Genomic DNA, 19,380 nt, shown 5'->3' with positions numbered 1-19,380 from the left:
ACAAAATGAAGCGACAAAAAAACCGAGTCTTCAGTGATGAAAAGCTCGGCTTTTTTATAGGTAAATTACGAGGTTATGAGCGATGCCAATCTCTGTTTAACACAGTATTGGCGAGCGCAATAATCGTATTAAACGATTTTTTTCATGTCCGCCATGTGGCCACGTAATACTGTACCGATTGCTTCAACTGGGTGAGAGCGAAGCGCTGCGTTTACTTCGATTAGGCGAGCGTTGTCTACGCCGTTATCGTCAGTAGCAAGACCTTTACCGATCACGTCAGTTTTGATGTCTTTCATGAAGTCGCCTAGCAATGGTAGGCAAGCGTGGTTGTATAGGTAACAACCGTACTCTGCTGTATCAGAGATAGTCGCGTTCATTTCGTACAATTTCTTACGAGCTATAGTGTTCGCGATTAGTGGCGTTTCGTGTAGAGACTCGTAGTAAGCAGACTCAGCAATGATGCCAGCGGCTGTCATTGTTTCGAAAGCAAGCTCAACACCGGCTTTTACCATAGCAACCATCAAGATGCCGTTGTCGAAGAATTCTTGTTCAGAAATTTCTACATCGCCAGCTGGTGTTTTCTCGAAGTTAGTTTCCGCTGTGTCTGCACGCCATTGAAGAAGGTTTTTATCATCGTTCGCCCAGTCTTCCATCATTACGCGAGAGAAAGTGCCGTTGATGATGTCATCTTGGTGCTTGTTGTACAAAGGACGCATGATAACTTTAAGCTCTTCAGAAAGATCAAATGCTTTGATCTTAGCTGGGTTAGAAAGACGATCTAGCATGTTGGTCACGCCGCCGTATTTCAATGCTTCCGTGATGGTTTCCCAACCGAACTGGATCAAACGAGATGCGTAGCCAGCGTCGATACCTTCTTCAACCATTTTGTCGAAGCAAAGGATTGAACCAGTTTGCAGCATACCACAAAGGATAGTTTGCTCACCCATAAGGTCAGATTTTACTTCTGCGATGAAAGAAGACATCAAAACGCCTGCTTTGTGACCGCCAGTACCAACTGCGTAAGCTTTCGCTAGTGCAAGACCTTCGCCTTGAGGATCGTTGTCTTCGTGAACTGCGATCAGTGTTGGAACACCAAAACCACGAACGTATTCAGCGCGAACTTCAGAACCTGGGCACTTAGGTGCAACCATGATTACTGTTAAGTCTTCACGGATTTGCATGCCTTCTTCTACGATGTTGAAACCGTGAGAGTAAGATAGGCAAGCGCCTTGCTTCATAAGAGGCATAACTGCTTTAACAACTGGAGTGTGTTGCTTATCAGGGGTTAGGTTTAATACAACATCAGCTGTCGGGATCAAATCTTCGTAAGTGCCAACAACAAAACCGTTTTCAGTGGCGTTTTTCCAAGACTGACGTTTTTGTGCAATCGCTTCTGGACGCAAAGCGTAAGAAACATCTAGACCAGAATCGCGTAGGTTTAAGCCTTGGTTAAGACCTTGTGCACCACAACCAATTACAACCATTTTTTTGCCTTTAAGCGCTTCTACGCCGTCTGCAAATTCAGAGCTGTCCATGAAGCGACATTTTGCTAATTGAGCTAGTTGCTCGCGTAGCGGCAAAGTATTGAAGTAGTTAGCCATGTTATACACATCCTATAGATTTGATTAATGTCTCAGCGATAAAAACACGCCGATATTAAAAATGGGTTACACAGTCGCCAAGCAATATTTTTCATGACGTTCTGCGAGTAAGGCTAATCTATCGTAATGAAACCTTTTCGTAAATTGATATATTCGCAATACAGTGTCCCATTTTTTGCAAACATGATTTATGATGAACGAATAATCGTCGGATGAAGTTGTTTTATGAATATTAAATCGATTAAGCAGTTCCTTGCCTTGGCTGAAACACTGAATTTCGGACGCGCTAGCGACGAGTGTCATATCAGCATTTCAGCAATGTCGCGTAATATTCGTCATTTAGAAGATGAGCTAGGAGTGGCGCTATTCAACCGAGATAATCGTACTGTGGTATTGACCCAAGAAGGACAAAAGTTTCTCAAGTATGCTCGTGATACCAGCCGGCAATGGAACTTGATTCGTCATGAATTAACGGACAACTCGGATCAGCTTAGCGGTGAGATTAGTCTTTATGGTTCGGTGACAGCAAGCTACAGTTTTTTGTATGAATTGCTGCGCCGTTTTCGTATCGCTTATCCAGCCATTGAAATTAAGCTGCGGACAGGCGACCCAGAGCACGCCATTGCGCATATTTTAGATGGCAAGGAAGACATTACCATTGCTGCACGTCCAACTAATTTACCTCGTGGCTTAGCTTTTAAACCAATTGCTATTTCACCTTTGTTATTTATTGCTCCCCTTGAGCAGCAAGTACCCAATGTGCCAACAAATACGCCAACGACACCAGAAGAATGGGCGAATATCCCTATGATTCTTTCGGAAAGTGGTGTGTCTCGAACGCGTGTCGATGAATGGTTTCGTCAGCACGACATTGCGCCGCTGATTTATGCACAAGTAACAGGTAACGAAGCGATCGTGAGCATGGTGAGTTTAGGGTTTGGTATCGGGGTGGTGCCGAAAATCGTCTTGGATAACAGCCCATTGGTGGATCGAATTAAGGTGCTAGATGTACAACCTGAATTGGAGCCTTACGATATTGGCTTGTTTGCTCTAAAGAAAAGCTTGAAGAATCCGCTGGTGGAAGCATTTTGGTCGCTGATGTAACCAAAGGAATGAAGAGCAACCAGTAGCATCCTCTAAGTCGGTGCAGATAAGTCGGTGCAGAATGATAACAATATTGTATTTTGTATAACGGCCACTATTCGGGACACTGAAATGACTTAAGGTCAGTCAGTACGGCATAGTAAGTCAGTCCTGTATTGGAAGATTGGTCCGTCTGGTCCATCTGGTTTGCTAACTTTAAGTATCCGCTTGAGGCAATATTTGAAGAGCTGGCAAGTGCCGCATTGATGTTTGCTTCAACATCGGATTCAAAGATATTTTTAAGTGTTTTTAACTCGCTAGGCGAGAAGGTTAGATTAGCATTAAAGGCGGTTGTTTTATCTTCTCGAGCATCATAGTAAAGTTCATCCGCGCTTAGAGTCATGGTGACTATTTTAAGGCGATCATAATCATTATGCTTTGTGATGAGTGCTTTTATGCCATCACAACTGATCTGAACACGCTCAATACGAATGCCATCAACGACTGTGTAACCACTGGCTTCTTTACTATAACGGCCTGAAGCTGCATTTTTAGATTGCTCTAGAACCACCGCACCGCCCTCAAACTTCAGTGATTCTGCCCAGTTATAAACAAGACGATTCGGTTCCATAATCTGTTTTCGCTCGGCCAATTGCTTAATTTTTAGCTTGCTTAAGGCTTGTTCTCGGTTACTTCGTTCATCAGTACATATGTCCGGTAGTTGTTTCTTTATTTCGGCTAAGGCGGTATCTGCTTCTTCAAACTCTTTATTTTTCGATATCTCTACTTCTTTTTGTGTAACACAAGCGTAATAAGTAGCGCTTTTGTTCACGTAGTCAATTTGGGCTTCGCGTGCTTCGTAAACTGTATCTAGCAAATTTTTAAGAGTCTTTTCGCTGTTCTTTCCTTCGGGTTGGTAATATTCGCTGTAAAACGCAATTTCCCTATCTTCTTTATTCTCCTCGTTCAAATCCAAACTTTGACAGTTATTGGTAAAAGGCGAACGGAAACGGCTGGCAATACACACTTGTCCAGCTCTCAGTGCAAGCTGTCCATTCAGTGATACATAAGTCGTTTGTACTGGGTGCCCCGAAACCATCCAACGAGAAGGGTTCATTCCTATGCCATCGTTGGCTGCAACAAGCGTTAAACCATCAACAACATTTAATTGAGAGTTAGTTGAGCAAGCCGATAATAGCAGTGCAGCAGGCAGTAGAATGGAGTGTTTCATTGAATCTCTCCTTGGCAAAAAGTAATAGGGCTACTTTAAATAAAGCAAATAATCGTCATAAATCCAGTGTGAAGTAAAAGCGACCAGAGATATTGCAGTATTAAGCCTGGCGTGAGACGCCATTTTCGTATTGCTTGCCTTCAATTGTTTTCGTTTTCTTTATGATATCGAGGCTTGGCTTTAAAGGAATTAAAATGCCCATCCGGTTTTAACTCAGGTGATAAGAGGGGATAGCATTGATGGCGAACGAAATAGTGGTCATGTATTTGTGATCTGGAGCAGATCTCGTTGTTTTTATAGAAAGAAAAGAGCCTTTCAAACATCTATTTGAAAGGCTCTTGCATTTATAAAAACGATTTGGACTTTTTAATTAAAAAGGACTTATTTCCAACCACCTTGGTCCATTAATTTAACTGCTTGACGATTGTTTTCACCCAATACACTTAAAGACACCTGATCGCCTTTAAACTCACCGAATGTCGCTAAGCTTTTAGGTGGCGCAACACCTTCGATTACAGGGTATTCGTTGTTAACATTCGCGTACCATTTTTGACTTTGCTTATTCGTTAAGAAATCGATTAATTGTTTGGCATTGCCTAGGTTTTTAGATGATGCCGTGATGCCAATGCCACTGACATTGACGTGAGCACCACGTTCGTTCGTCGATTGGTTAGGCCAGAACATTTTTAGCTTGTCAAAAACAGCACGATCTTCTTTTTTGTTGCTTAAGCCTAAACGGCCAAAGTAATAGGTGTTTGCTACCGCGATATCACAAACGCCTGCAGCTGCTGCTTTGATCTGATCTGTGTCGCCGCCCGCTGGTGGACGGGCAAAATTGGCAACCAAGCCTTTAATCCACTCTAACGTTTGTTTCTCTCCGTCCGCATCTATCATGGAAGCAACCAAAGATTGGTTGTAAATATTACTGGATGAACGAATGCAGACTTTACCCTTCCATTTAGGATCCGCTAGATCTTCGTAAGTGGATAAGTCGGCAGCGGACACCGTTTCTGGATTATAAAAAAACACACGAGCACGTTGAGATAAACCGTACCAGTAACCGTCGCGGTCTTTTAGGTGTTCAGGTACAACCTTATTTAGGTTGTTAGTTGTAAACGGCTGCAGCACGCCAGCTTCTTTTGCTCGGTACAAACGACCTGCATCCACAGTAATGAACACATCGGCTGGGCTGGCGTCACCTTCAGATTGTAAGCGGCTTAATAGGGCATCGGCGCTGCCAGTAATTAGGTTTACTTTGACGTTGTTTTCTTTTGAATAGATTTCTAGCAAGGGGGCAATAAGTGCTTCGCTGCGAGCGGAGTAGACATTAACCTCACCGCTAGCGTGAACAGATGCACTGCTAAAAGCGAGAATTGAGGTTGCACCAGCCAAGGTGAAGAGTGACGTTTTTATTGTTGGACGTTTCATTTCAGGTTCCTATCTATAGTGAAAAGTTCGATGTATTCATGAATTACTTCTGTTATAGACAGACGTTAATGGAAATCGTTCCTGTTCAGGTTTTTATTTGTGCATATTTTTCAATTACAGGTACACTGGGCGAACACAATTTCGCCCATCTGATTTTGCCTCGTATAATGCTTTATCTACCATATCGAGGATGCTTTCTAGTTCTGTTGTTGGATCCAGTTCAATCACGCCTGCTGACAGCGTGATATGTACAGGTTTCTGGTCGATAGAAAAGATATGAGTCGCCATGCCTTTACATAGGCGCTCAGCCATCTCGAAGGCATTTTGTATGTTTGTATCTCGCATCAATATATAGAATTCTTCACCGCCAACACGGAACAGGCTGTCACTAGATCGTAGTTGGCTTTGAAGCCATTTAGCAATGAGTTGCAGTGCTTGATCGCCTCCACCGTGGCCAAACTTGTCGTTGATTTTTTTAAAAAAATCCACATCTAGAGTCATTAAACTGAGCCTTTGCTCTGAATGTTTTCGCTTCTCGAACTCATCTTGAATAATGAGATTGAATTCTCGACGATTTGACGTGCCAGTTAACGGATCCGTGCGGGTGGCTTTATCTAATTGACTAATAAGTTGGTTACGTTCGGTAACGTCTAACATGACCCCAACTTGCCCTATGGCTTGCCCGTTTGAATTGGTGAAAACGGCTTTATTGAATTCTATTTCATGAATAGACCCATCGCCAAGCTGTACTTCTGCTTCATAGCGTTGCGTACCACCTTCGGCTAATAATTGGCAATCGGCTTTATAATATGTGTCTGCAAGGGGCTTTGGAGCGATATCATAGACAGAGTGTCCGATAATTTCTTCTCGAGAAAGTTCTAGAAATTGACAAAATGCGGTATTACAGCCTCGGTATATGTGTAGGTGATCTTTGAAAAATAGGGGGGCGGGAATCGCATCTATGATGATTTGTAACATATCATCTTCAGCTTGATGGGAACGGTTTACTGTTAAGCCTGAAATCTCAGATATCAGCCAGGCGGTAAGGTGCTCGTCGTCACGGGCGAAGCAGTTTATTGCACCTTTTTGTATCCATTTAACACTATTATCTAAACTCCACTCATCAACTATAACGATGGTTCTTCTAGATGCTAAAAGAGGCCAATCCGACGCCTTTATGTCCTTTTCTGCAAGTAATACTATGGCAAAAGTAGGTGACTGATCGATACTTTGTATCGCCTTCCATTCGACGGTTTGTCCATACATACATAAGGCTGTATGGAATTGCGTCTTCCATGATGCTAGTAAGGGTGAAAAATATAAAATAGAAGGAATCATTGGCATCCATGATCGTTTGTTTACTAAGCGATATCGTCTCATAGCTTTAAAGACCATTGTGTAAAAAAGTGTAGGTGGTTTAATGATCTATGTTCATGTCCTGTCGTTTTATCGTAATGAAATAGGAGAAGTGTGATCACCGTGAAGGCACCTAACCACTTGTAAAATGGATAGGTGCGACGGGGCTCTACTAGCTAGTATTAGAGTTTAAAGAAACTTAATTGCTGCTGCACATCAACACTACTTTGAGCCATGCTAAGCCCTGAATGTTTAGCCATTTCAGCACTTTGTCTTGTTAAGCTTTGCACAGAGTGCATTTTCTTGGTGATGTCTTCGGATACCTCGGTTTGTTCTTCTATGGATTGGGCTATTTGTAGAGCCTGTTCTGATACTCGTTCAATGCCCGTCAGAATATTCCCGGTTAGTTCGTTGGTTTTCTCCACTTGGCTTTTTGATGATTCGACTAGTGTTAAGCTGACTTTCATACAGTTGACTGCTTGTCCGCTTGCAGTACTAAGCTGGGCTAAGAGGGTTTCAATTTCATTCACGCTAGCTTGTGAACGTTGTGCTAGCGTCCGAACTTCGTCAGCAACAACCGCAAACCCTCGGCCTTGTTCACCTGCGCGAGCGGCCTCTATCGCAGCGTTAAGAGCCAGTAGGTTAGTTTGCTCTGCGATACTGCGAATAACATCTAAGATGGTTTCTATATTGGTCGTCTCTTGGCGTAGCTGCGTGACAACGGTACCCGTGTCCTTTAAAGATGTAACCAGTTGATTGATGGCATCTAGAGTGCTATTGGCCGTGGTTAAACTCGTTTGCGCCACAGTACGAATGTCACTGGCAGCATCGGCAGATTGTTGGGTATTGTCAGCAATGGTGCGGTTATTTGCAGACATTTGATCCAGTGCCACAACCACTTGAGTGGTATTGTCCATAATGTGGACAGAATATTCGCCGACTTCCTGGTTTACTTTTAATACTTCTTGGCTGTTTTCATTCACCTTGTCTACTGAATTGAGCACGTCAGTAATGACAGAACGTAGGTTTTTAGCGGATGTATTAATAGCGCGACCAAGGTCTGCAATCTCATCGCTTCCAGATACTTTCACGGGTTTGTTGAGATGGCCTTGCGCCATGTTTTGTGCTGCGTTACGAACCGCAAAAATACCTCGCACTATGTTGTTGGATATCAAATAGCTGAGGGTGATGGAAATGACGAGGGCGATTAAAATAGAGACCCAAAAGCCGATTTCAATATTTGTAACTAGGCTTTCTGTTTGTTGCTTGGCTTGTATAACTTCCTTGTTTGTTTTGTCTGTCAGTGTCGCAAAGTATGCCATTAAGTCATTGTAGGAGTTGATAAAAGCTGAAAATACCGTAAAGGGGGCTTTGTTGTCGGCTGAGTTTTCCATGGCGCTGACAAATGTCTTTGTTTTGCTTTGGAAGTCGTTGACGAGTGTTTGAAGCTTTCTAGACTCGGCAGATTGGTTTGGAAGGCCTTTATTGAGGTTATTGATCAACGCGGGTGTTGTGCTGTAACTCTCTGAAATAGCCTGTAAGTAACCTGGAATCTGCTTCTCTAGTGATAGGAGATAAGCAATCTGTAAACCTCGTGCATTGAGCACGATATTTATTTGTGCTTCTTTTACTCGTTCCAAATTAAGTGAGACATTGTGGTTTTCTTCATAGAATCGATCAAAGCGATTTGCTAATTCTGTACTTTTTGCTTTTATTAAACTTAGTGCCACCAAAAATATAATGATGATGGAGAAAATAAGAGTAATAAATTTTGCCTTGACGGATAGATTGTTCATGTTGGGTCCTTCAACGTATAGCGGTTTTATTGCATTGTTTTGGTGCGTTATTAATATGGCATTTCTCATGAAAAATCAAAATAATTCTCATTAAAGAAAGATTATTTGGTGTGGGAGTCAGTATGTTTAGATTTTCTAAATGGATTAGAGTCAGCCATAAGACAACTATCAATAAAGATTCATATTTCACTATTCCGTTATGTTTAAAAAAGTGGACAATAGCGGTCTTTCTTGTCGTTCATATTCCTGCAGGACATCATGATATCAACTCCTTCTACTGAGGATACGGCTTCTCGTCGTGTTCAATACTTGCGCGTTTTTGTGCTGGGCTTCAGTGCTTTTATTTTTAACACTACGGAATTTGTTCCAGTGGGCTTGTTGTCGGATATTGCGCAAAGCTTTTCGATTCCGCCAGCTCAAGTTGGCTGGATGTTGACTGTCTATGCTTGGATTGTGGCGCTTATGTCGCTGCCAATGATGTTATTAACTCGCAAGCTAGAGCGTAAGACGTTATTGATTGGTTTGTTTGCCTTATTTATCGCGAGTCATATTTTGACGGTAGTGGCGTGGAGTTTTACTACCTTGTTGGTGAGCCGTATCGGTATTGCCTTTTCTCATGCTGTGTTTTGGTCAATTACTGCTTCCATTGCTATTCGGGTTGCTCCGCAAGGAAAACATACTTTTGCGCTGAGTGTATTGGCAACGGGAACGGGATTGGCGATGGTACTTGGTGTTCCGGCGGGGCGTATTATTGGCCAGCTTTTGGGGTGGCGAACTACCTTTGCCGTTATTGCGATCATCGCATTAATCATCATGCTGGCCATGTATCGCTTACTGCCTAATTTGCCCAGTTTATTTTCGGGTTCTCTTAGTAAGGTGCCAGAAGTACTTCGCAATAAAGTATTGCTAGGTATGTATTTGTTTATTTTCGTGATTTTCTCTGCTCATTACACGGCTTATAGCTACATAGAGCCTTTTTTGAAAGAGATAGGTTCAGCAAGTGGCCAGTTCACCACATTAGTATTATTACTGTTTGGATTGGCAGGGATTGTCGGCAGTATTTTGTTTAGTTATTTTGGCGAAAGAGCGAATACTCTGATGTTGGTTTCTAGTGTTGTTATCGCATCCTTTTCGATGAGTGTTTTGTACTTTGTCGCGCCAAGTGGTTCTTTATTGATTGCCTGCGTTCTTCTTTGGGGGGCGTCACTGATGATTATCGGCTTGAGTATGCAGATACGAGTACTGAAAGTAGATGATACCGCGGCTGATATTATTATGTCTTTATACTCTGGTATTATAAATTTGGGTATCGGTGCAGGCGCTCTAATTGGCAGTCAGGTTATTCAGTTGATCGGTCTGGCGAGTGTTGGTTTCACCGGAGCTATTTTAGGTATTTGTGCTCTGGTGGTGATTTGGAGTTTATTAAAGCGTATTAAAATCGCTGTAGAATAAATGCCCCTTTTAATTGTCGTTTAGAGTGAAGGTACCGTTTTCCCCCATCTTTTAAAGGTATTAAGTTTACAACTGTTAAGGTGCAATAGACATATTGTGCCTGTATTCTGTATGTCTTTATGTGACTTTATAAGAGCCCTCTATGTTTAATTGGTTAAATGTCTCTATGACACGGAAAATAAGTAGCCTATCTTTTGTTCTCTTGTCGTTTTTATTTGTCGTTATTCTTTATTCTACTTATCAGACACAAAAAATTTATAAAGAAATGCAAGAGGTGGCTGAGATTGATATTCCTCTGTCAGAGGTTATTGCTGATATCGAAATACTGCAGCTTAAACAACATTTATTGATGGAAGGTATTCGCTTACAAGGCGATGCATTTTTTGCTGATGAAGTATTACAGGCCAAAAGTGTTAAAGGTTTTGATGAGTTTAGCCAGCGGCTATCTTCGCAGTTAGATAAAAGTGTCAGCATACTTCACGCTGGTATGTCATTCGGTAGTATTCGCATTGATGTGGAAGAGCATCAGTCCTTGATTCAACAAATTAGTGTATTACATAAGCACAGAATCGGCTTTGAAAGTTTGTTTTCTCGTTTTTTGAAAACAAATAAAGACCAGCATTCGGTATCTTGGGAGGAGCTGGAAAAAAAAGATAACTTATTAGATTCTCAAGCAGAAGAATTGCTTGCGAATATTGAGCGACTCACGATGAAAGTAGCCGCGACAGTGGAAAAGCAAGAACGCGACTTTATGGTGATGAATGCCATTTTGGGCGTTTCTGCCTTTGCTATTGGTGGCTATTTAACTCTTTACACTATCCTATCTTTTCGTAGAAAGGTAGGCTCCTTGCGAGGTCAGATTGAGTCCTTGCATCGCTCTATTTCTTCTGAAGAGAGTGGTGACATGATACGTAATAACGGTACTGATGAATTGGATCAGTTAGAAAAAGATTTAAAAGTCCTGATGGCGCGCTTCTCATTAGAACAAGATAACCGCGACGAAGTTGAAACCCAGCTGATGGAGTTAGCGACAAAAGACAAACTGACAGGAGTGTTTAATCGACATAAGTGGGATGAACAGATCAAGGATGAAATCGCGCTAGCCAATCGCGGGCACCACTTTAGTTTAGTCTTGCTAGACATTGATCATTTTAAGAAAATCAATGATTCATACGGTCATGATATGGGGGACTATGTCCTTAAGCTGTTAGTGAATTCCCTACGCAAACGCCTACGTGAAACCGATATGTTATTCCGGATTGGTGGTGAGGAATTTGTTGTATTACTACGAGATACTAATCTTGGTGATGCTGAAGTCCTGGCAGAACAGCTACGTAAAAATGTGGAAGTCCTGGATGAAAATGATGTTCCAGCGTTTACTATTAGTTTGGGCGTCACAGACTATCAAGACTTTGACGATCAGGGGACTCTCGTAAAACGAGCCGACATTTTGTTGTACGAGGCCAAAGGCGCAGGGCGAAATAGGGTCATGGCTGGCTAACGCTTTCGTTTCTTTTTCTTATTGCATATCCTAAATTTTATCGTTTTTATATGTGCTAATATTTGTGTGCATTGTAGGAGTAAGCTTTTGAATTGAGTTGTTTCTATACTTCTTGCGTTAGCCTAACAACGGGTATCAGACTCTTTATGTTTAATTGGTTAAATGTCTCTATGACACGAAAAATTAGCGGCTTGTCTTTTGTTCTTTTGTCATTCCTATTTGTCGTAATTGTTTATTCTGCGTATCAATCTCAGCGGATCTATAAAGAAATGCATGAAGTAGCAGAAATTGATGTGCCGCTTTCCGAGGTGATGGCAGATATTGAAATGCTGCAGCTGAAGCAGCATTTATTGATGGAAAGCATTCGTCAGCAAGGCGATGTGTTTTTTTCTGACCAATCTCTACAAGAAAAAAGCATAGAGGGTTTTGATAGATTCAGTGCACAGCTTGCTGCTCAGCTAGATAAGTCTACAGAAATACTTCGTACAGGGCTTGGTTTTGGTAGTATCAGAATTAAGCTGCTTGATCATCGCTCATTGATTCAACATATTAACTTATTACATCAACATCGAATAAAATTTGATCATCTTGTTGATGACTTCCTTAAGCAAGGCAAGCAAGGTTTTTCAACATCTTGGCCAATGCTAGAGCTACAGGATAAAGGTTTAGATACTCAAACGGATGAACTGCTTAGAAAAATTGATCAACTAACCATTAATGTCTCGGCAGCAGTTGAAAGTCAAGAGCGCCATTTTGTGGTTATGAATGCCGTTTTGGGGATATCTGCTTTTGGCATTGGTACTTATCTAACCTTATATATCATCATCACTTTTCGTAAACGAATTTGGTCCTTGCGAGGGCAGATAGAGTCCCTGCACCGCTCTATTGTGGTTGAGCATGACAAGGCTTCGGTTAATCATAAAGGCTTAGATGAACTGGACGAATTAGAGACAGATTTAAAAGTATTAGTTAGGCAGTTTTCGAAAGAAATGAGTAATCGACATAAAGTCGAAGCACAACTTATTGAGCTGGCCACGCGAGACAAACTGACTGGCGCTTTCAATCGCCATAAATGGGATGAATTGATTAAAGATGAACTGGCGCTTGCTAATCGTGGGCATCACTTTAGTTTGATTTTGTTAGATGTTGATCATTTTAAAAAAATCAACGACACCTATGGGCACGATGTCGGCGATAACGTACTTAAATTATTGGTTAATACATTGCGAAAACGTCTACGTGAGATTGACGTCTTATTTCGAGTGGGTGGTGAAGAGTTTGCCGTATTGGTAAAAGATACCAATCTGGAGGGTGCCGGTATGTTGGCCGAGCAGCTTCGTAAGAAGGTCGAGGCACTCAATGAAAACGGTATGCCACCATTCACTATTAGCTTGGGCGTGACGGATTATCAAGATTCTGATGATCAAAGCCGCATTGTAAAACGTGCTGATGTTTTGCTTTATGAAGCCAAAGGAGCAGGGCGTAATACAGTGGTGATTGGCTGAGATTTTTGTATATAAAAACATTCTTCGTTGAAATGGCATGAAACCTTTCTAAAAAATTCGTTCTGCTATGTGTTTTAGGAGCTTTACATTATTGTGATCGTAAAAAGCGATAACGTTGGTCATTTTTTGTTGCGGTCAGAGCGCTTAATTCCTTTCCTGTCATAGTATATAAGTTAGAAAATTGGCTACAGCCGCTCTTTTAAGGAGAGTGTTTGCTATTCCCCTCACATTCATATTTGTGATATGTTATAACATCATTGATGTCTGTAGATAAGCACTTACCATGGCTGTAAATTTTCCACCCCCTCGCTGTACCTTAAGTGTACAGAACCTGACCTTGTTTCTAGATGAAAAAGTTCTAGTAGATAACATCAGCTTTGATGTACATGAAGGGGAGAAAGTATGCCTGATTGGTGCATCTGGATCAGGAAAGTCGCTCACCGCGCGGGCGATAAATGGCACGCTTGCACCATACATTGATGTTGCAGGTGATGTGATCGTGAATGGTGTCTCGGTAGCTCAGCAGCCTGTATTAGCACGTCGTGCCGAAGCGCGTGTGGCAACGGTTTTTCAAGATACATTCAGCGCCTTGAATCCGCTTATGAGTGTGGGTAAGCAGTTATCTCTAAGTACCAATGTACACTCTCGTGATGAGTTGTTAGCGCTGCTTAAGCAAATGCAGTTAAAAGATGCCGAGTCGCTTTTATCACGCTTGCCGTCTGAATTGTCGGGTGGACAGCGTCAGCGTCTATGTATCGCATTTGGCCTGTTAAGCGGAGCGAATTTGCTGGTGGCAGATGAGCCGACGACAGCGTTAGATGTATTGAGCCAGCAGCAAGTGATCAAGGTATTACGCCAGTGCTGTGATGATCATGCATGCTCTCATTCTGAGTATTTACATGCTAGCCCATTATCACTGTTATTTATCACTCACGATATAAGTGTCGCGGCGCAATTATGCGATCGCGCTATTGTCATGCAAGACGGAAAAATCGTGGAGCAAGGGGCGTTGCAAGATTTACTGAGCCATCCACAACACCCTTATACCCAGCGCTTAGTAAAGGCCGCTCATCAAGTCTTCTCTGATACGAAATTACCGCAAAAACAGGCTGTTAACGCATGACCCACACGCCCTTTTTACAGCTGAAAAATCTGCGTTATGGTCGTGGCCGAGAGTCTGAGATTATTCCCCAATTAAGTTTGAGCGTCGAACAGCAAGAACGCATAGGTTTAGTCGGTGAATCCGGCTGTGGCAAATCCACCTTACTCAAATTGATACTTGGCGTTATTAGCGCACAGTCAGGCCAGATTTACTGCGAAGGCGAGTCGATTCGAATTAAGCCATGGCGACCGATGAATCACTATCGCAAATTAGTGCAGTACATTCCGCAAGATCCACATACAGCATTACCGCCCCAGCAAACGGTGGCGAAGTTACTGTCAGAACCGGTGAAACGGCTCAAAATTGGTGTGCTAAATACTGAGACATTACTGCGAGCTGTTGAACAAGTTGAGTTGCCTCATTCGGTATTAAAGCAAAAGGCGAGTGAGTTATCGGGTGGGCAAGCCCAGCGAGTGGCATTGGCAAGAGCGTTAATTATTAAGCCAAAATTTTTACTTGCAGATGAGCCAACCAGTGGCCTGGATTTACCTTTGCGTGAGCAGATTAAAGAACTGTTAGCTCAAGTGTGCAAAGACAATCAAATGGGCTTATTGGTAGTCACCCATGACATCTCCATGGTGTCAGGGTTGTGTGATCGTATGTTAGTGATGCAGCAAGGTCATATTATCGAAGATCAGCTGACCGAGGATGCGCTGCGTGCCCCGAACAATATTTATACTCAACGCCTGTTAGAGGCGGTTCCTACAATTCATGCCAGCGCTTGGCATTCTCTTTCTTAATTTCGCTAATCTATGTAAAGGAAATTCCCATGAAATACGTGAAAAAATGGCCTTGGATGGCTCTTGCTCTGTCTGTGACGGCACTAACAGGATGCTTTGATGGTACGGAGGATGCCAATGAGCAGACGAGTACCAGCAGTGCAACGCAAGGCGACCGGATCAAATTAGCAATGCTGTTGACGCCACGAACAGGCTTATCGCCATTGAGTGATGACGCATTCAAATTCTCCCGTTGGAGTGTTGGTGAGACCTTAGTGTTTTTGGATAAAGCAGGCAACCTTCAGCCTAGCCTTGCCACTGAGTGGGAGCAGCTGACTCCGAACGACTGGCGTTTTACCTTGCGTGATGGGGTTATGTTTCACGATGGCACTCAACTAACGCCCAACGCTGTGGCAAATGCCCTTCGTACGGCTGCAAATGCCTCGCCTAAACCGCGTATTCTAGATGGTGTGTCATGGACAGTGAAAACAGACGGCGACAACGCAGTGATCGTTAGCAGTACTGAGCCTGATCCATTGTTGGCGCAGCGTTTAACCAGCCCACAGCTGACCATTTTGGCACCCAGTGCTTACGCTGAAAACGGTACGATTGATCCTGAAAACACAGGAACAGGGCCGTTCCGCTTGGTTAAGCTGAATGGTTCGAGCACGGCTACCATCGATCGATTCGATGGTTACTGGGGGGAAAAAGCCCAAGCACCAGGCATTGACGTAAGCTTTGTGCCGGATGGCATCGCCCGCGCATCGGCGTTGCGCTCAGGTGAAGCCGATATAGTGGAAGCCATTCCTGTATCACAAGCGCCCTTGTTAGATCCCGATATGATTCGCGAAGTGCCTATGCCACGTACTAATACGCTGTACTTGAATACGCAAAACGGCGTCATGACCAATCCTGGCATGCGTGCCGCGGTGCGTGATGCGATCAATCGCAAGCAGTTGGTGGATAACGTGTACGAATCTCGTGCGGACATCGGTGAAGGTTTGCTTGGGCCAGCATTGCCTTGGGCTGCGAAACTACGCCAGCCAGTAGCTGATCCGGTGATGCCCGCAGAACCAAATGGCGTGACTATTACCTTAGGTACTTATACAGACCGCACGGAATTACCGGAAGTGGCCGTTTACTTAGCGCAACAACTGACGGATGCAGGCTTTACCGTAAAGCAAGATGTGCGTGAGTATTCTCAAATCGAGTCCGATGCCTTAGCAGGCAAATTTGATGCCTTTATATTGTCACGCGCGACCATGCTGGATCTAGGTGATCCGGTGGCGTACATGTCGAGTGACTTTACTTGTAATGGCTCTTATAACTTGGCTCAGTTGTGTGATCCTGCTATTGACCAAGCGTTACAAACAGCATCGGCTTTACCCGCAGGAGAAGCACGTCAAAAAGCTATAATGAAGGCAGAAAATTTGATCTTAGCGACCGATGCGGCGATTCCGATGTTGCATGAACGTGTGATTCAAGGGCAATCTAAGCGTGTGCGTGATGCTATTGCAGACCCGCGTGAGCGCTTGATTATCTCTACTCGCACCCACTTAGCTTCACCTGAGATGATGGAATAAGCGTTTAGCATTTCTATGAAAAACCGTTTACGACATACCTTAAGCGCGGCGGGCTGGGTCTTTGACCTTGACCGCTCTGCGGTGTTTACCCTGTGTTCACGTTTGCTGTCATTAGCAGGCGTGGTGGTTGTGGTCGCCATGTTACCTTGGTTATCAGGGCAAGATCCGGCGCTGGCTCTGTTGCGTGCGCGCTTCTCAGAACAAAACCCGACCGAAGAAACCCTAAACGCCATTCGAGAATCCTTAGGGCTAGATCAAGGGCCGATTGCGCTGATGTTTGATTGGTTAAAAGGCTTGCTGCATGGGGATGCGGGCGTTTCTTGGGTATCAGGTAAGCCTTTGCTAGCGGATATGTTGCAAGCGGCGAGTGTGTCATTGACTCTGATGGGGTTCGCGCTCGGTACGGCGTTCGTGATTGCGCTGTTGCTGTGTGTTCAAACCATACGTCGAGGGTTACGAGGTCAAGCGTATCGCAGCAGCGGTATATTGGCGGTGACGTTCACGGCGTTGCCTGAGTTTGTGCTGGCGTCAATGCTGTTGTTACTGGGTGCTGTCTGGCTAGGGTGGTTTCCGACCTATGGATGGAAGGGTGTCTCGTATGTGGTCTTACCAGCGTTGGCCTTGGCCATCCCTGCCGGGGGCTATTTAGGACGTTTGCTGTCCGATAATATCGCTCAAGTATTCACGGAAGCGTGGGTGGCAACATGGAGCGTCGCGGGGGTGAGTCGTTGGCACATAGTCGTTGCTGTGGTGCGCCGTGCTCTTGCAACTGTGTTGCCCATGATTGGTTTAACCATTGTGTCCTTGACGGGCAGTGCGGTAGCGATTGAGAAGATCTTTGCTATTCCGGGTATTGGCCGTTCGACATTAGGGGCGGCGATATCCAAAGATGTGCCTGCGTTACAGCTGGGTATCCTCTTAATGCTGTTATTCGCCTTCTTTATCGGCATTGTGGTCAATATTTTGAAAACCATGATCCTTGGACGAGCATTACGCCAAGGGGCTATGCCGATACCTAAAGAAGCTGACGTAATTATGTCTAAAAGTAAGCGTTTAGTGCCGATTGTGTGTTTGCTTATATTGGCCGTTATGATGCTGGCAGGATTGCCTCGCGATCCTTACTCAGTCGAGTTTATGCGTTTGCAAGCGCCGTCGATGGGGTTGCCATTTGGCGCCGATGCCATGGGCCGCGACCTATTGGCTCGCTTAGCTCACGGCAGTTTGTATACCTGCGTGCTGGCGATCTTGGTGGCGTTGGCGTGTTTGATGATTGGCTTCTTGATTGGTCAATTTCCTCGTTTGATGGCGGGGCCGATTGAAGTCGCTAATGCGTTACCGCCCATTTTGAGTGGCTTACTTATCGCAGCGGTGTATGGGCCGGGTTTAGTAGGTGCGTCACTTGCAGTGATACTGGTCAGCTGGGCTCCGCTCGCTGCCCATGCGGCGGCGCTCACTGCCGAAGTCAAAGCGCGACCGTATATCCAAATGCTACCTTTGATTGGCGTTGGGGCTGTGCGTCGTAATGCCTTCTACGTGTTTCCCGCGGTGATAAAGCCTTTATTACGCCATGCCATGCTACGTGTTCCGGGTATCGCTCTGACGTTGGCATCATTGGGCTTCTTAGGTTTAGGTGCTATGCCCCCAAGCCCTGAGTGGGGTCGTGTCTTAGCCGAGGGGTTACCGTATATTGAACGCAGTTACTGGGTCGTTTTAGCCCCTGTTAGCGCCTTGGCATTGTTGTCTGTCTTTGCTGTAACGGCGGCAAGTGGACTGGGGAAAAGGTGATAATCATAGGGATGTTCGCCGAACATACTTGCTAGATGTGAGCTATTTTTCCTTTCTAATCTAAAGGCGCGGACCGCTGGTTGTTTTATTCCTAGGTTCAACTTATTCTGTTTTAAATACATTATCCGCTCTCCCATTATTTAGGTAAAGGAATAGTCCTATGCAGCATGCACCTCTTTCCGTACAAGTAACACGTGGCGGTATAGTTGAAAGTGAGCACAATATTAAAGCGGTTATTGTTTCTAGCACAGGTAAGATCGTTGAATCTTGGGGCGATGTAGATGCTTTGGTTTATCCTCGCAGTGCGATTAAAGCAATGCAGGCATTGGCTTTTATCGAGATGGGAGGAGCAGAACGTTTTGGGTTCAGTAGTGATGAAATTTCCATTTGTTGTGCGTCTCATAATGGCGAACCAGAACATGTGGCAACTGTGCAGAGTATGTTGGATAAACTTGCGTCGTCTGAGACTGATTTTGAATGTGGTTGTCACTGGCCAATGTGTGCAGAAGCGGGGTATGTACTAGCAGGAGAAGGAAAAGAGCCAAATCAGCTACATAATAACTGTTCTGGAAAGCATGCGGGAATGCTGGGGTTAGCGAACTTGCTTGGGGTTTCATCAGAGGGCTACATCGGTATTGATCATCCTGTGCAGCAGAAAATTGCCGATACCATGGCGGATATGTGCGAGTATGATTACAACACGGCACCTTGGTCCCCAGACGGTTGCTCCGCACCTACATGGGCGATGCCGCTAACGAATCTTGCTTTGGCATTTGCTAAGTTTGCTAGTCCTGATAGCTTATCAAAAGAGCGTCAGAAAGCTTGTAAAACCTTATATGATGCAGTAGTTGAGAATCCTTTCATGGTGGCTGGGACGGCGCGTTATTGTACGGATATGATGAGCATCTTACAGAAGCGCGTCTTTCTAAAAGTGGGAGCAGAAGGTGTTTATATTGCTGCTATTCCAGAATTGAAGCTTGCCATAGCACTAAAGTGTGCTGATGGCGCCGTTCGAGCCGCAGAGTCCGTCATGACCGCATTATTGGATCATGTGGGTATTACCACCTTCGTTGCGGATAACATCATGCAAAAATACCGCTCTGTTACGTTGAAAAATTGGGAAAAGCGTAAAACAGGCGCAATTGTTTGTGAGCTCTAATAGGTTAAAGGTTACTAAG

14 protein-coding genes are annotated in these 19,380 nt (G+C 44.1%); 9 read left to right on the top strand and 5 right to left on the bottom strand.

The genetic code is table 11. The features are described 5' to 3' along the window. Positions 1 to 128: 128 nt before the first annotated feature. Positions 129 to 1,601 (bottom strand): ketol-acid reductoisomerase, encoded by a 1,473-nt coding sequence (gene ilvC, locus DFP80_RS16540; protein ID WP_113917922.1) that lies wholly within the window; start codon positions 1,599 to 1,601, stop codon positions 129 to 131. Positions 1,602 to 1,826: 225 nt separating this feature from the next. Here ilvC and ilvY point away from each other — a divergent pair, with 225 nt between their 5' ends. Continuing rightward, the gene (gene ilvY, locus DFP80_RS16535; RefSeq protein ID WP_113917921.1) at positions 1,827 to 2,705 is read left to right on the top strand and encodes an HTH-type transcriptional activator IlvY; all 879 of its coding nucleotides are present in this window, start codon (positions 1,827 to 1,829) and stop codon (positions 2,703 to 2,705) included. A gap of 94 nt (positions 2,706 to 2,799) precedes the next feature. Here the strand turns inward: ilvY and DFP80_RS16530 are convergent, their stop codons facing one another. From DFP80_RS16530 to DFP80_RS16515, 4 genes are all read right to left on the bottom strand, one after another. Continuing rightward, complete coding sequence (locus tag DFP80_RS16530) at positions 2,800 to 3,915, bottom strand: hypothetical protein (protein ID WP_113917920.1); 1,116 nt, start codon at positions 3,913 to 3,915, stop codon at positions 2,800 to 2,802. A gap of 381 nt (positions 3,916 to 4,296) precedes the next feature. Further along, positions 4,297 to 5,343 (bottom strand): Fe(3+) ABC transporter substrate-binding protein, encoded by a 1,047-nt coding sequence (locus tag DFP80_RS16525; protein ID WP_113917919.1) that lies wholly within the window; start codon positions 5,341 to 5,343, stop codon positions 4,297 to 4,299. 114 nt (positions 5,344 to 5,457) lie between these two features. Further along, a complete protein-coding gene (locus DFP80_RS16520) occupies positions 5,458 to 6,681 on the bottom strand; it encodes a GGDEF domain-containing protein (protein WP_113917918.1) in 1,224 nt (407 codons plus the stop codon). 200 nt (positions 6,682 to 6,881) lie between these two features. Continuing rightward, the gene (locus DFP80_RS16515) at positions 6,882 to 8,495 is read right to left on the bottom strand and encodes a methyl-accepting chemotaxis protein (protein WP_113917917.1); all 1,614 of its coding nucleotides are present in this window, start codon (positions 8,493 to 8,495) and stop codon (positions 6,882 to 6,884) included. A 258-nt stretch (positions 8,496 to 8,753) separates the two neighbouring features. Between DFP80_RS16515 and DFP80_RS16510 the strand changes: the two genes are divergently transcribed. The 8 genes from DFP80_RS16510 (at position 8,754) to DFP80_RS16475 (ending at position 19,361) form a co-directional block, all read left to right on the top strand. Then, positions 8,754 to 9,947 carry a sugar transporter gene (locus tag DFP80_RS16510; RefSeq protein ID WP_113917916.1) on the top strand — a complete coding sequence of 398 codons (1,194 nt, stop codon included), beginning with the start codon at positions 8,754 to 8,756 and terminating at the stop codon, positions 9,945 to 9,947. A 142-nt stretch (positions 9,948 to 10,089) separates the two neighbouring features. Then, positions 10,090 to 11,448, top strand: coding sequence for a GGDEF domain-containing protein (locus tag DFP80_RS16505; protein ID WP_113917915.1), 1,359 nt, complete (start codon positions 10,090 to 10,092; stop codon positions 11,446 to 11,448). Positions 11,449 to 11,594: 146 nt separating this feature from the next. Then, a complete protein-coding gene (locus DFP80_RS16500; protein WP_113917914.1) occupies positions 11,595 to 12,953 on the top strand; it encodes a GGDEF domain-containing protein in 1,359 nt (452 codons plus the stop codon). Between the two features lie 283 nt (positions 12,954 to 13,236). Further along, a complete protein-coding gene (locus DFP80_RS16495; RefSeq protein ID WP_113917913.1) occupies positions 13,237 to 14,076 on the top strand; it encodes an ATP-binding cassette domain-containing protein in 840 nt (279 codons plus the stop codon). Beyond that, positions 14,073 to 14,855, top strand: coding sequence for an ABC transporter ATP-binding protein (locus tag DFP80_RS16490; protein WP_113917912.1), 783 nt, complete (start codon positions 14,073 to 14,075; stop codon positions 14,853 to 14,855). The genes DFP80_RS16495 and DFP80_RS16490 overlap by 4 nt, the downstream gene beginning before the upstream one ends. 29 nt (positions 14,856 to 14,884) lie before the next feature. Continuing rightward, a complete protein-coding gene (locus tag DFP80_RS16485) occupies positions 14,885 to 16,417 on the top strand; it encodes an ABC transporter substrate-binding protein (protein WP_206610611.1) in 1,533 nt (510 codons plus the stop codon). Between the two features lie 15 nt (positions 16,418 to 16,432). Beyond that, positions 16,433 to 18,202: an ABC transporter permease subunit gene (locus tag DFP80_RS16480; protein ID WP_113917911.1), complete on the top strand. Its 1,770-nt coding sequence runs from the start codon at positions 16,433 to 16,435 to the stop codon at positions 18,200 to 18,202. Positions 18,203 to 18,362: 160 nt separating this feature from the next. Then, positions 18,363 to 19,361 (top strand): asparaginase, encoded by a 999-nt coding sequence (locus tag DFP80_RS16475; RefSeq protein WP_113917910.1) that lies wholly within the window; start codon positions 18,363 to 18,365, stop codon positions 19,359 to 19,361. Positions 19,362 to 19,380: the final 19 nt, after the last annotated feature.

This window comes from Marinomonas rhizomae (genome assembly GCF_003315485.1).
Taxonomy (GTDB): domain Bacteria; phylum Pseudomonadota; class Gammaproteobacteria; order Pseudomonadales; family Marinomonadaceae; genus Marinomonas; species Marinomonas rhizomae.
This window is presented reverse-complemented; position numbering and strand designations above follow the sequence as displayed.